The organism is Pseudomonas sp. Pc102, assembly GCF_018408275.1.
Lineage (GTDB): Bacteria > Pseudomonadota > Gammaproteobacteria > Pseudomonadales > Pseudomonadaceae > Metapseudomonas > Metapseudomonas tohonis.
In genome coordinates this window covers 1,981,541-1,994,745 of sequence record NZ_AP021905.1, presented here as the reverse complement: position 1 = coordinate 1,994,745, position 13,205 = coordinate 1,981,541, and the positions used below count along the sequence as shown (strand labels likewise).

Below are 13,205 nucleotides of genomic sequence, written 5' to 3'. Positions count from 1 at the left end.
CCCCGCCCCCTGACAAGAGGCCACCGTGAAGAGATTCCTGCTGTCCCTGCCCCTGGTCTTCGCCGGCTGCCTGGCCGCGATCCTCTACCTGCAATCCGCCGCCGACAGCCCGGCGCCGCAGGCTCCCGACAGCCCCCGACAGCCACTCGTTAATGCCTCCGCAGCCGACGACCCGACACCAGGCCCCGGCGTCGCGCCCGCCCTGCCGGCGCAGCTGCCCGCCCTGCCCGCCTCCTTCGCCGGCACCCAGGTCGACGGCCGCTTCCAGCTGGACGCAGCGGGCAACCTGCTGATCACCGAGGACATCCGCCGCATCTTCGATTACTTCCTCAGCGCCATCGGCGAGGAGCCCATCGGCATCTCCATCCAGCGCCTGCGCGGCTACATCACCGCCCAGCTGCAGGAGCCGGCCGAAAGCCAGGCCCTGGCGCTGCTGGAGCAGTACCTGGACTACAAGCGGCAGCTTGTGCAGCTGGAAAAGGACCTGCCACAGATGGCCGACCTGGACGCCATGCGCCAGCGCGAAGCCGCGGTGAGCGCCCTGCGCGCCCGCCTGTTCAGCGCCGAGGTGCACCAGGTGTTCTTCGCCGGCGAGGAAACCTACAACCGCTTCACCCTGGAGCGCCTGGCCATCGCCCATGACGCCTCCCTCGACGATGCCGCCAAGGCTGCCGCCGTCGACCGCCTGCGCCAGGGCCTGCCCGAGGCCCTGCAGGACAGCGTGCTGCCGCAGCTGCAGGCCGAACTCCGCACCCAGACCGCCCAATTGCAGGCTCAAGGCGCCACGCCCACCGAGATCCGCCGCCTGCGCCAGCAGTTGGTAGGTGCCGAAGCCACCGAGCGCCTGGAGGCCCTGGACCAGCGTCGCCAGGGCTGGAAGCAGCGGATCGGCGCCTTCCAGGCCGAGAAGGCGCGCATCGAGTCCAACCCCGGGCTCAGCGATGGCGATCGCCGTGCCGCGATCCAGCGCCTGGCCGAAGAGAAGTTCGACGAGCACGAGCGCCAACGCCTGGACGCCGCGCTCGAACTGGCCGCAGCGCGCGCGCAGCAGCCCTGAAACGCAGAAGGCCCGCACATGGCGGGCCTTCTTCGGGTTCGCAGCGGTTACTGGCTGAACCTGCGGTCCAGCGAGAAGCGGCCCGCGCCTTCGATCAGCAAGGTGCCGGAGATCAGGGCGAGGATCAGCGCGTACTCGTAACCACCGTTGGTGATGAAGAACCCGCTGGCCCAGTGCACGCTGAAGATGGCGACCACCATGGCGACGATCAGCGACGCGGCGGCGGGACGTACCAGCAGGCCGATCACCAGGGCCAGGCCACCGAAGAACTCGGCGCTGCCCGCCATCAGGGCCAGCAGGTAGCCGGGCGCCAGGCCGATGCTTTCCATCCACTGGCCGGTGCCTTCCAGGCCGTAGCCGCCGAAGAGACCGAAGAGTTTCTGCGAGCCGTGGGCGGCGAAGGTCAGGCCGGTCACCACGCGCAGCAGGGTGATGCCGATGCCGGCGTTGGTGGAGAGAAGGCGTTTGATCGGATTGCTCATGTCGCGTTTCCTTTCGAGTGAGGAGGTGTTGGTTCAGACGAGAGCAATCTTAGTTGATTTTTTCGATATGAAAACCGCAAAAAACGCAGCATTGAAATCGATAAAATCGATTATTTGCCCCTGCTTGCGACTTTCCTCTGCGGTTCCAGCAGATAACGCTCCCGGTCATAGGCCAGGTAGTACTTGTTCACCGCGCTGACATAGCTCACCACGCCCATGCCCAGTTGCTCGGCGGCGATACGCTCGACCTGGAAGAACCACTGGTTGGGATTGAGCCCACGGCGCCGAGCCTCCGCACGCAGGCTCTGCACCCGTTGCGGTCCCACGTTGTAGGCGGCCAGGGTGAAGGCCATGCGCTCGCGCTCATTGAGCTGCGAACTGTTGAAGAAGCCCTTGCGCAGCATGGCCAGGTACTTGGCCGAGGCCTGCACGTTGTTCTCCAGCGCATGGATGTTGCCAACCCCGACGGTGCGCGCCGCGCCGGGGGTGATCTGCATCAGCCCGGTGGCACCGCTGGCGCCACGGGCGGCCGGGTTGAGGCTGGATTCCTTGAAGGCCACGGCGGCCAGGTTCAGCCAGTCGAAGGCATGCTGGTCGGCGAAGCGCTGCAGCACCGGGCGCACCTTCTCCAGGCGCTGCCGATCGGCCCGGGCCAGGGGGCTGTGCACCTTGTACAAGCGGCGGTACACGCGCTGGAAGGTTGCGTCCTGGTCCGAGGGCGCGTTGTAGCCGGCCAGGAAGCGATCGATGCTGGCGCGCAGCATCGGCGCGTCGCGGCGGACGAACCAGGTCATGTCGCGCTGGTTGTCCAGCACCAGGTGCTTCTCGATACGCAGCTTGGGCATGACCTTGGCCCAACGCTCGGCGATGGGCTGCTCGACAGCGGTCAGCGGGAAGATGCCGGCCTGGACCATTTCCAGCACATCCTCCACCGCCAGGGTCGGATCGACCCATTCGATGACGATCGGCGCCAGCTTGCGTTGCGCCAGCTGCTGGTTGACCCGGCGCAGCGCCTCGGCCGCCGCGCTGCCGGCCGGCAACGCGATGCTGCGGCCGGAAAGCTGCTCCAGGCGCTGGTAGCGGCGATCGCCACTGCGGCTGACCAGCAGCAGCGGCACATGGCGGCGAATGGGGGCGCTGGCGCTGACTTCGCCGCCGCTGCGCGGGTCCACCAGCTCGCCGGGGGCCACCAGATCACCCTCGCCGCGCTGAAGGGCGGCGAGCAGCTGGTCCTTGGCCCTGGGGATGATCTTCACGTCCAGCTCGCGGCCATCGCGGGCGTTGCGGTTGAGGTACTGCTCGAAGGCGCGGATGCGGTGGTATTCGATGCCGATGGCTTCGCCCTTGACCTCGCCGGAGCTGTTGCGGCTCTGGTTGACCAACACCCGTAGCACGCCACTGCGGCGGATCTGCGCCAGGTCACGCGCCTCGCTCGGCTGCTGCCAGGCTTCCGGCGGGCCGGCCAGGCGCGCTGCAGCCGGGAACGGCGACAGGGCGAGCAGGCACAACAGAAGCAGCAGCGTTCGGGTCATCGAATCTCCGGGATCAGGCCGCAGGAAGCGAGCCGACCGTCTGAGAACGCAGCCCCCGGACGGAGTTCCGGGCGGTGCGAGGGGCGCGGAGAGTGTCACAGCTCGGCCGTCGACACCAGCCAAAACGCTGTAACAACTTCAACAAAAAACCATAACTAACTGTATTTATTGAATTTTCTTTAATGAATCGAGCTTTGCTATGCTGCTCCGCTCACGTTCGAGGTAGCACCATGCAACTCATCGACATTGGCGTCAATCTGACCCATTCAAGCTTTGCGGCAGAGCGTGAAGCACTGCTCGAACGCGCCTTCGCCGCAGGCGTGGCGCAACTGGTACTCACCGGCACCAACGTGGCTGATGCCGAAGAAGCACTGGCCCTGGTTCGCCAGCTCGACCCCGAAGGCGGCCGCCTGTTCAGCACGGCCGGCCTGCACCCCCACGAAGCCAGCCAGTGGAATGCCGACAGCGCCCGCCACCTGCGGGCACTGCTGGCCGAACCGGAAGTACGCGCCGTGGGCGAATGCGGCCTGGACTTCAATCGCGACTTCTCCCCGCGCCCGCAGCAGGAGAAGGCCTTGGAGGAACAACTGGCCCTGGCCGTCGAACTGAGCCTGCCGGTATTTCTCCACGAACGCGACGCCGACGAGCGCCTGCTGGCCATCCTGCGGCAATTCCGCGATCGCCTGCCGGCCGCCGTGGTGCACTGCTTCACCGGCGAGAAGCGCGCCCTCTTCGCCTACCTCGATCTCGACCTGCACATCGGCATCACCGGCTGGATCTGCGACGAACGCCGGGGCACCCACCTGCACCCGCTGGTACGTGAAATCCCCTCGGGCCGGCTGATGCTGGAAAGCGACGCTCCCTACCTGCTGCCCCGCAGCCTGCGACCGAAGCCGAAGAGCGGTCGCAACGAGCCGGCGTTCCTGCCCGAGGTGCTCCACGAAGTCGCCCGCCACCGGGGCGAAACACCCGAGCACCTGGCCCAGCACACCACCGTCTGCGCACGCGCGTTTTTCGGTCTGCCGAACATCGCCTAACCTGTTCCGGTAAAGAGGCCGATTGATACGGATCAACGATCACGTCACAGTGCTGCGAAACAATGCTGGCACCTTGCCAAGCCTTAGAGAAAAAAGAACAGAACATGGGTAACTGGATGCGCGATCTTTCCCTGAAGTACAAGTTCTGGGCGGTCAACGCCGTCGCCTTCGTCACCACGCTGCTGCTGGTGCTGCACGCCATCAGCCTCGAGCGCGATGCCCGCGTCGAGGCTGCCCGCGATGCGGCCGTGGCGCAGGCCGCACTGCTGCGCGCCTGGCCCGCCGGGCAGGCACTGCCTGCCAGCAAGGAGATCGTGCGCTTCGCGGCCGGCAGCGCCCCGCAGCTACAGGGGGTCGACACCAGCGCGCTGACCCGTGCCACCGGTTGGGTCGACCTGGACCACGACGCCCTGTTCGGCAGCGATCCGGTGGTCGGCGCCCAGGTGCAGGACGCCGCCGACGGCCAGCGCATCGCCGTGCTCGCCCATGCGCCGAGCTTCGCCGAGGTGTTCACCTCGCGCATGTTCAACTACGCGGTCACCGTTTTCCTGCTGATGATGGCGCTGCTGGCGTCCTCGCAGTTGCTGATCCGCTTCCTCCTCAGCCACCTCAACACCCTCAAGGACGTGATGCTGCACGTGGAGAAGAGCGGCGACCTGTCCGCCCGCGTACCGCTGGACAGCCGTGACGAGGTGGGCCAGATGGCCAGTGCATTCAACGCCATGCAGGCGGGCTTCCAGCGCGTGGTGGGCACCGTTGCCCAGGTCACCGAGCGCCTCGACGAGGGCGCCGCGCGACTGGCGTCGAGCATGGGCGAGGTGCGCCAGGGCATGCTCGGCCAGCAGAGCGAGACCGACCAGGCCGCCACCGCCATCAACGAGATGTCCGCCACCGTGCATCACATCGCCCAGCACGCCGCCGACACCCGCGACCAGTCGCAGACCGCCGACCAGCTCGCCGGAGCCGGCCAGAGCGTGGTCAGCCGCGTGGGCGAGTCCATCGCCGGGCTCTCCAGCGGCGTGCAGCAGACCGCCGAGATGATCGAGAAGCTGGCCGAGGACAGCCAGAAGATCAGCAGCGTGGTCAGCGTCATCCATGGCATCGCCGAGCAGACCAACCTCCTCGCCCTCAATGCCGCCATCGAGGCCGCCCGCGCCGGCGAGATGGGCCGTGGCTTCGCCGTGGTGGCCGACGAGGTGCGCAACCTGGCCAAGCGCGTACAGGACTCCACCGACGAGATCACCAGCATGATCCTCGCCCTGCAGTCCGGCACCCGCGACGCCGTGGAGTTCATGCAGGAAAGCTCGTTCAAGGCCGACAGCTGCGTGCAACAGGCCCACGAAGCCGGCGAAGCGCTGGCCGCCATCACCGGCGCCGTGGCGCAGATGCGCCAGAGCAACACGCAGATCGCCGTGGCAGCGGAACAGCAGAGCCAGGTCGCCGAGGAGATGACCCGCGCCGTGGTCGGCATCCGCGACGTCACCGAACTCACCGTCAGCCAGACCCTAGGCTCCGCCTCCACCAGCGCCGAACTGGCCAGCCTCGCCAGCGAACTCTCTCGCGCCATCCGCCAGCTCAAGCTCTGAACTGGCTATCCCGCCCATAGACACAACCCATTCGCCGGCCCCTCCAGGGCCGGCCTAGACTTGCCCGCAATCCTCAGAGGAATCCGCACCATGGGCAAACGTCATCCCAACCTCCGCGCCTGGCAGTGGAAGACCTACGCCAGGAACCACCGCAACCCCACCAACCTGGTGCTGCACCTGCTGGCCGTGCCGCTGTTCATCGTCGCCACCCTGGTCTTGCTCGACGGGCTGTTCACCCTGAGCGTCCTGAACATCGCCCTCGGCCTCATCGGACTGGCCGCCTCCCTCGGCCTGCAATCCCACGGACACCGCCTCGAAGCCGAGGAACCGGAGCCGTTCGCCGATCGCAGGGATGCCGTTGGCCGCCTGCTCACCGAACAGTTCGTCACCTTCCCGCGCTTCCTCTTCAGCGGCGCCTGGTGGCGCAACTGGCGGAACCGCCACTGATATCTCTGCCACCAAAGAGCCATTACTTTCGTCGGAAAATACTCAAGCTCGCCAAAGGAATGACGATATGCTGGCACCACGCTGTATGAGGGTCGTCGCATGCCGTCAAAGCGACAGATATTTGGCACCATTTTCCTGGCAGTCACCCTGAGCGCCCTCGCCCGGGGGGAGCAGTCCGCCTACCCGCTGGATATTCCCGCCCTGCGTCTGCACCTGCCCGGTGCCGGTCCCCAGGTGTTCACCCTGCGCGATCTCCAGGCCATGCCCGGCGTCACCCTGCGCGCCCGCGGCCCCAGTGACGATCGGGTCTCCGACTGGCACGGCGTGCCCCTGAGCCGTCTCCTCGAGCGGCTACCAGGTGCGCGGCACCCCACCGAGCTGCACCTGCGGGCACTCAACGACTACTCGGTGGTGATCCCCGCCAGCGACATCGAGCGCTACCAGCCGGTGATCGCCTATTCCCGCGACGGCCAGCCCATGGCGGTGGAAGCCTATGGGCCGCTTTTCCTCATGTACCCCTTCGATACACACGCCGAACTGCGCGTGCAGAAGTACTACAACCGTGCCATCTGGCAACTGAGCGATATCTACATCGAGTAGCGACCATGCCCGACAGTTTTGCCGACAGTATTTCCCTGCCGCGCAAGCGGCTGGTGATGGCGGTCCTCCTGGTTCTCATGCTGGTCATGGCGATCACCGCCGGGGGCTCGCTGTGGCTGGTGGTCAACGAGGCACGGCAGCTCGGCCGACCCGGCTCCCATGGCGAGCTGTGGCAGGTCTATCAGATCCGCAACGGCATGGACCGCCTGTTGGAGGAAGCGCAGCACATCGAACAGGGCCACAGCGGCGCCACGCAACTGGTGGTCCGCCTCGGCGTGCTGCGCAGCCTGTCGCGTCCGGTCGAAGGCCATCGCCTGTTCGACTTCCTGCCCGCCGCGCGCCCGGAAACCACCCGCACCCTGCAACGCGTCTCCGAACTCAGCCAGCGCTGGCTGGAACGTGTCGACTGGAACGACCAGGCCTCCGCCCGCGCCACCAGCGCCGAGATCCTCCGTGAGCTGCCGCCATTGCAACGCGCCATGCACGAGGTGATGGTGGCCGCCAACATTTCCCTGGCCAACGAGCTTGATGAAGAGCGCCAGCGTCTTTACGACTATTTCAGCAAGCTCGCCTGGGCCTTGCTTGGGTTGCTGGTGGGTGGCGCCCTGCTGGTGGCCCACCTGATCTACAGCTTCCGTGAGGCCCGTCGGCTGAGCGAGAGCCTGGGCGAGCTCGCCCATACCCTGGAAAGCCGCGTCGAGGCGCGCACCCTCGCCCTCAGCGAAGGCCGCGAACTGCTCAAGCACATCCTCGAAGCCAGCCCCAGCGACGTCGCCCTGATCGGCTCGGAATCGGGCCGTGTGCACTTCGTCAACCAGCGCCTGATCGTCCGCCAGGGCCTGCAGCGTGGCTCGCAGTTCTCCCTGGACCGGCTGTTCGCCGCCGAATCCGAAGCCCAGCGTTTCCGCGCCGCCCTGGAGGCGCGTCGCCAGATCGATGACTGGGAGGCGCTGCTGGGCAAGACCGCGCCTTACTGGGGCGTGGTGTTCGGTCGAATCGTCGAGCTCGAGGGCGAGCCTGCGCATCTGGTCTGGAGCTACGACATCAGCCTGCGCAAGCGCATGGAGCACGAGCTGCTGACCCTGGCCACCACCGACGGCCTCACCGGCCTCGACAACCGCCGCGCCTTCATGCAGCGCGCCGAAGACATGCTGCGCCAGGCCGAACGCTTCGGCCATCCGTGCTCGGTGCTGATGATGGACATCGACCACTTCAAGTCGGTCAACGACGGCCATGGCCACGCCATCGGCGACGAAGCCCTGCGCGCCGTCGCACGGGTGATGCGTGACTGCCTGCGTGGCGTCGATGTCCTCGGGCGCCTGGGTGGCGAGGAGTTCGCGGCCATCCTGCCGGAGACCGGGGACGGCAAGGCTGCGCTGGTTGCCGAGCGTCTGCGTGCCGGGGTCGAGGCCCTGCGCGTGGACCTCGTCGGGGGTGATGTCCTGCGCCTGACGCTCAGTCTGGGGATCGCCGAGATGCGCTCGGGAGAAACGCTGGAATCCCTGCTCGGCCGCGCCGATGCGGCGCTCTATGCCGCCAAGCAGGCCGGACGCAACCGGGTGGAGGTCGCGTCCCTCTGACGCCTCAGCCGAAGACCGTGACCGTCTGCCGGCTCAGCGCCACCAGCTCGCCGGAGGGCGACCACAGGCGTGCCGAGACATGACCGTAGCCATCGCGGGCGTGGTCGATCTCGGCGCGGTACAGGCACCACTCCAGGGTGCCTACGGCCGGTAGGGGCTGCACGAACTCGATGGTCCAGGTCAGCGAACTGCCCGGTGCCGGGCTGCGCAGGTGCGGCAGCACCGCCGGCGGCCAGGCGTCCACCAGTGCCAGCAGGTGGGCGATTCCGGCGGGCTCGTCCTCGACCTCGCCCCGGAAACGCACCCAGCCGCCCATCTCGCGGGCCGGATTGTTGGTGAACGGCATGCTGCCGATGCCCCAGCGCATGGCCAGGAAACGGGTGAAATCGGGGGTCACGCCACGCAGGAAGGGCAGTTCCTGGCACTCCTCCGCCGGCTTGATCACCGGTGCCGGATCGGCCTGTACATCGATGGCCGACTCACGCGAGGCACCAAAACTGCCTTGCACCACCGCCACCGTCTGGCCGTTCTGCACCGCGCGGCAGAACATCTGGCTCACCGCCCGCCCCTCGCGCAGCACCTCCGCCTCGAAGCTCGCCGGCACCTCGGCCTCCAGCGGGCCGACGAAGGTGATCGCCAGCGACCGCACCGGGCGCCCTTCACTCACCTTGGTGCTCATCGCCTCATAGGCCAGCGCGGCCACCAGGCCGCCGAAACTGGCCCGGCCCTGGGCCCATGCGCTGGGCACCACGACTTCGTCGGGATTGCTGCGAACGGCCTGGATCAATTGGGAAAACTTCATGGTCCACTCACCCGCTGAATTCGAAAGTGGAGGGATGTTAGGGGATTGCCCAGGCGCTAGAAAGCCGACCTTCAAGCGGGTAGCGACAACGGGGAGGGGAAAAATGCCAGGGCATCAGGCGCGCTGATGGCCGCGACTCCCTCCCCGTAGGAGCGAGCTCTGCCCGCGAAACGCCTTGATCCCGCTCTCGACCCAAGCAGGGGTCACCTGCGAGAACAGCCCGTAGGATGGGAAGAGCGAAGCGAATCCCATCAATGAAGAGCCCGCCGAAAGGCAGTGCCAGGAAGGTTCGGCGCATGGGGTTCGCCGGATTGCACCCGACCCACGGGAAAAGATCAGCCCAGGCTCGCCTGCAGCTTGTCCAGCACCCGATCCGAACGCACCTCGGCTGCGTGCATGGCTACGCGCCAGGCCTTCAACCGAGGAGCGAGGTCGGGCTCCTGCTCTGCGATGAGCAGCCATTGCAGACGGTCATGCCATTTGCCGAGGGCGGCCTGCGCGCCCTTGAGCAGGTGCTGGGCCTTGGCGGAAGCCTCCACCAACTGCGGGTAGGCATCGCCACCGTAGCGCACGCGCTTGATCAGCAGGCGCAGGCGATGGCGGTCGTGAGCCGGGTCGGCCAGCGCCCGCTCCAGGCGCTTCCAGTCCCGCGCCAGGTGCTTGCGCACGGTCTTGCGCGGCTTCACCAACAACCCCTCGCGATGGGAGATGCGCAGCAATTGCGGCCAGGCATCCAGCACGCGGAACAACTGCACCAGGGCCGGGTTCGCCAGCAATGCGGCATGGCCTTCGCGCAACCGCTTGCGGCGCGGCTCGGCCAGAGGGGCGAGCCCCTGGCTTTCCAGTTCGACGATCAGCACTTCCAGGTCACGCAGCGGCGTACTCAGTGCCCCGACCTCGCGCGCCGCCTCGTTCAGCACCTGGGCGGCCGGCAGGTCCCGCAGGGGGCGCAGCAGGCTGCGCAGGCGCCGGGTGTTGATGCGCAGGTCGTGCAGGGCCTCGCCATCGGTTCCGGCTTCGAGGCGCTCACGGCAGGACAGCAGCTTGATTTCGAGGGTCAGCACCTGGGCGATCAGGTCGTCGAGCATGGCAGGCATGGAAGGGTCATCCGGGCAGGCGGGCGCGCGTCCGATCAGCGCTCCACGCGGGTAAGGCGCCAGGGCAGCGCCCTGCGCAAGGCCTTCAGCGCCTGCGCGAGCTCTGCCGGTGGCAAAGGCTCGCCAGCATAGCGCAGAGCCTCGTAACGGCGCGCGAATTCCTCGATCAGCCCGGCCTGTGCCGGCAGCGCCCGCGCCGCGCGCGCGGCATAGTCACGCGGGCCCTCGCCCTTGCCCCGCCGCACGCCCTGGCGGCCGAGCGCACGCTCGAATCCCTGGAACAGGCGCAGCTGCGGGTCGCGCTCGCGGCGCCAGGGCTTGAACATGAACAGCGCCACCAGGCCCAGCAGCACGCCACCACCGCCCACCAGCAAGAGCGCGAAGGTACGACCGTCGAGGGCTCCGAACCAGCGCTGCAGCACCTGCATCTGCACCTCGCCCTGGTAGCCCAGGACCCAGCGCTGCCAACCGTAGTTGAGCTGGTCCCAGGCCAGGCGCAACTGGTTCACCCAACTCACCTGGCGATAGCGCAGCGGCGAGAAGGGCGAGTTCTCGAGGAAGCTCTGCTCCCCTGCCACTGCCTCCTCCAGCCCCTGTTCGATGCGGTTGGGCGCGACCTGGAAGGTCGGGTCGACGCTGCTCCAGCCCTTCTCCGGGGTCCAGTACTCGACCCAGGCGTGGGCATCGAACTGGCGCACCGCCACGTAGTTGCCCGCCGGGTTGATCTCGCCGCCCTGGTAGCCGGCCACGATCCGCGCGGGCACGCCGGCGGAACGCAGCACGAAGGTCATGGCGCCGGCGTAGTGGGCACAGAAGCCGCGGCGGCTGTCGAAGAGGAATTCGTCGACGCTGTTCGCCCCGCCCGGCGGCGGCTTCAGCGTGTAGACGAAGGGCTCGCGATTGAAATGCCGCAGCAGCGCCTGCACCAGGTCCTCCGTCGCCGGGTGTCGCGCCTTGAGCTCGGCGGCCCAGGCGCGGCTGCGCGGGTCCCCCTGTTCCGGCAACTGCAGGGTGCGCCGGCGCACGCGCTCGTCGAGCTGCGGGTCACGCACCGCCTCGGGCCAGGAGGTCACCCGGTACAACAGCGAGCGGTCCACCGGGAGCCGCCGTTGCAGGTGGTAGTCGATCATCTGCCGGGTACCTTCGAGGCTGGTCTCGCCCACGTCCAGGGTGAACAACCAGGACCGCTCGCTGGGCTGCATGACCACGCTGTAGCTCAGCGGTTCGCCGCGCTTTTCCCACTGCGCGGGGGAGTTGAACTGGCTGGCCTCCGATTGCGACCAGCGACGGCCGTCGAAACGCTCCAAGGTCAGCGCACGCCAGTACAACTCGCGGCGCGGCGGCGGCGCGCCCTCGAAGCTGGCGCGGAAGGCCAGCTCGGCGGACTGGCTGAGCTCGGCGATATCGGCGGGCGCCATGCTGTCGGACAGCCCGGTGACGCCCTTGTCGCTGGGCAACGGCAGGGACCACAGCGGCCCCATGCGCGGGAAGAACAGGAACAAAAGCAGCATCAGCGGCAGCGCCTGGGCCAGCAGCGTCGCCGCCAGGCGCAGGGTGGCCAGTGGGCGGGCGGCGAAGGCGCTCTGCTGCAGGCCGATCAACGAGGCCAGCAACGCGGTCACCGGCAGCAGGCTGTAGAGGGCGGCAAGCATACCGTCGTCGAAGAGGTACGCCGTCACCACGGTGAAGAAGCCGAGGAAGACCAGCACCAGCGCATCGCGCCGCGTCCGCATCTCCACCAGCTTGAGAATGAAGGCCGCCACCAGCAGCACCACGCCGGCATCCAGGCCGATCAGGCTGCCCCGGGACAGCAGCACCCCCGCGCCGGCACCGAGCATCATCAGCATCTTGGCCAGGCCGCTGGGGTAGCGGGCGCGCATGCGGAACACCTGTATCCGCCAGCCGGCGCAGACCAGCCACAGGCCGATGATCCAGGGCGGCAGGTGGAAAAGGTGCGGCAGGATCACCAGCACCTGGGCCACCAGCAACCAGGTCAGGGCGATGCGCGGGATCGGCTGCACCGTGCTCATCGCGCCACCCCGTAGAGGGCCAGCGCACGCAGGCAGGCGTCGCGGTGAGGTTCACCGGTGGCCGGGCGCAATTCCTCGCCGCCCAGGCGCAGGCCGAAGGGCTGGCCGCGCTCGGTGAAGGTCAGCACCCAGTGGCAGAGCAGCGAGAGGCGGCTTTCCAGCTCGCCCTCCAGGCCGTCCAGGTCGAGCCACAGGTCGGCCCCGGCGAGGGCGGCGAAATCCTTGACGAACAGGCCCTGGCCCCGGGAATAGGCCTTCCAGTGCAGGCGCCGCCGCGAGTCGCCGGGCTGGTAGGGCTTGAGCCCCTGGTAATCGTCGGCGCCGCGACCGAGCACGCGCACGCCGTCCTCTTCATCATCCCGGCGGCCACCGGCGCCCATCGGCAGGTCGCCGGGCAACGGGCGCGGATAGACCAGCGCCGCCTGGTCGAGGTCCACCCAGCTCCAGGCCACCAGCAGGCCGAGGGGGAAACGGCTTTCCACCCGCAGGCGCCCGGGCCGCAGCCAGCCTCGGCGCTCGGCCGGCAGGTCGACCTCGCAGTCGCAGGAACCGGCGGCGGGCACGTCCTGCGCCTGTAGCTCGGCCGGTGGCCAGCCCAGAGCGATGGCCTGGTGCGGCTGGCGCTCGCTCTCCAGGCGCACCCGGAAGCGCGCACGCTCGCCGACGAACACCGCCGGGGCGCCGGCCGCGCGCAGGGTCATGCCGGCGAGGTTCCGGAAGGTGTGGAGGATGGTCAGGATGAACACCGAGAGCAGCAGGAAGGTCAGGCCGTAGGCCAGGCTGTTCTGGTAGTTGATCGCCGCCAGCAGCATCAGCACCAGGGCGATGCCGAAGGCCAGCCCGGTGCGCGTGGGGATGATGAAGATGCGCCGCTGGTTGAGGCGCACCTCGGCCGCAGGCGGGATCCGCTTCGCCAGCCAGCGGTTCCAGCGCGGCCGCACGCGCTGCTTCAGCA

General features: G+C 68.1%; 12 protein-coding genes. 6 read left to right on the top strand and 6 right to left on the bottom strand.

Annotated elements, in window-relative coordinates; genetic code table 11:
- The first annotated feature begins 25 nt into the window (after positions 1-25).
- Positions 26-1,057 carry a lipase secretion chaperone gene (locus PHLH3_RS09310; RefSeq protein ID WP_213628999.1) on the top strand — a complete coding sequence of 344 codons (1,032 nt, stop codon included), beginning with the start codon at positions 26-28 and terminating at the stop codon, positions 1,055-1,057.
- Between the two features lie 47 nt (positions 1,058-1,104).
- Here PHLH3_RS09310 and PHLH3_RS09305 read toward each other — a convergent pair whose 3' ends face one another.
- On the bottom strand, positions 1,105-1,539 hold the full coding sequence (locus PHLH3_RS09305) for a DoxX family protein (protein ID WP_173173957.1): 435 nt from the start codon (positions 1,537-1,539) through the stop codon (positions 1,105-1,107).
- 110 nt (positions 1,540-1,649) lie between these two features.
- Positions 1,650-3,071, bottom strand: coding sequence for a transglycosylase SLT domain-containing protein (locus PHLH3_RS09300; RefSeq protein WP_213628998.1), 1,422 nt, complete (start codon positions 3,069-3,071; stop codon positions 1,650-1,652).
- Between the two features lie 230 nt (positions 3,072-3,301).
- On the opposite strand from PHLH3_RS09300, the gene PHLH3_RS09295 reads away from it, so the two are divergent.
- The 5 genes from PHLH3_RS09295 (at position 3,302) to PHLH3_RS09275 (ending at position 8,321) form a co-directional block, all read left to right on the top strand.
- The gene (locus PHLH3_RS09295) at positions 3,302-4,108 is read left to right on the top strand and encodes a TatD family hydrolase (RefSeq protein WP_213628997.1); all 807 of its coding nucleotides are present in this window, start codon (positions 3,302-3,304) and stop codon (positions 4,106-4,108) included.
- Between the two features lie 104 nt (positions 4,109-4,212).
- Entirely contained in the window at positions 4,213-5,694 is a 1,482-nt protein-coding gene (locus PHLH3_RS09290; RefSeq protein WP_213628996.1) for a methyl-accepting chemotaxis protein, read from the top strand.
- Positions 5,695-5,784: 90 nt separating this feature from the next.
- Positions 5,785-6,141 (top strand): Mpo1-like protein, encoded by a 357-nt coding sequence (locus PHLH3_RS09285; RefSeq protein ID WP_213628995.1) that lies wholly within the window; start codon positions 5,785-5,787, stop codon positions 6,139-6,141.
- Positions 6,142-6,240: 99 nt separating this feature from the next.
- Entirely contained in the window at positions 6,241-6,741 is a 501-nt protein-coding gene (locus tag PHLH3_RS09280) for an oxidoreductase (RefSeq protein ID WP_213628994.1), read from the top strand.
- 5 nt (positions 6,742-6,746) lie between these two features.
- Complete coding sequence (locus tag PHLH3_RS09275; protein ID WP_213628993.1) at positions 6,747-8,321, top strand: GGDEF domain-containing protein; 1,575 nt, start codon at positions 6,747-6,749, stop codon at positions 8,319-8,321.
- A 4-nt stretch (positions 8,322-8,325) separates the two neighbouring features.
- Here PHLH3_RS09275 and PHLH3_RS09270 read toward each other — a convergent pair whose 3' ends face one another.
- From PHLH3_RS09270 to PHLH3_RS09255, 4 genes are all read right to left on the bottom strand, one after another.
- A complete protein-coding gene (locus PHLH3_RS09270; protein WP_213628992.1) occupies positions 8,326-9,123 on the bottom strand; it encodes a thioesterase family protein in 798 nt (265 codons plus the stop codon).
- A 335-nt stretch (positions 9,124-9,458) separates the two neighbouring features.
- Entirely contained in the window at positions 9,459-10,220 is a 762-nt protein-coding gene (locus tag PHLH3_RS09265; protein WP_213628991.1) for a CHAD domain-containing protein, read from the bottom strand.
- A gap of 35 nt (positions 10,221-10,255) precedes the next feature.
- Complete coding sequence (locus tag PHLH3_RS09260; RefSeq protein WP_213628990.1) at positions 10,256-12,250, bottom strand: DUF3488 and DUF4129 domain-containing transglutaminase family protein; 1,995 nt, start codon at positions 12,248-12,250, stop codon at positions 10,256-10,258.
- Positions 12,247-13,203, bottom strand: coding sequence for a DUF58 domain-containing protein (locus PHLH3_RS09255; protein WP_213630493.1), 957 nt, complete (start codon positions 13,201-13,203; stop codon positions 12,247-12,249). Before PHLH3_RS09255 ends, PHLH3_RS09260 begins: the two co-directional genes overlap by 4 nt.
- Positions 13,204-13,205: the final 2 nt, after the last annotated feature.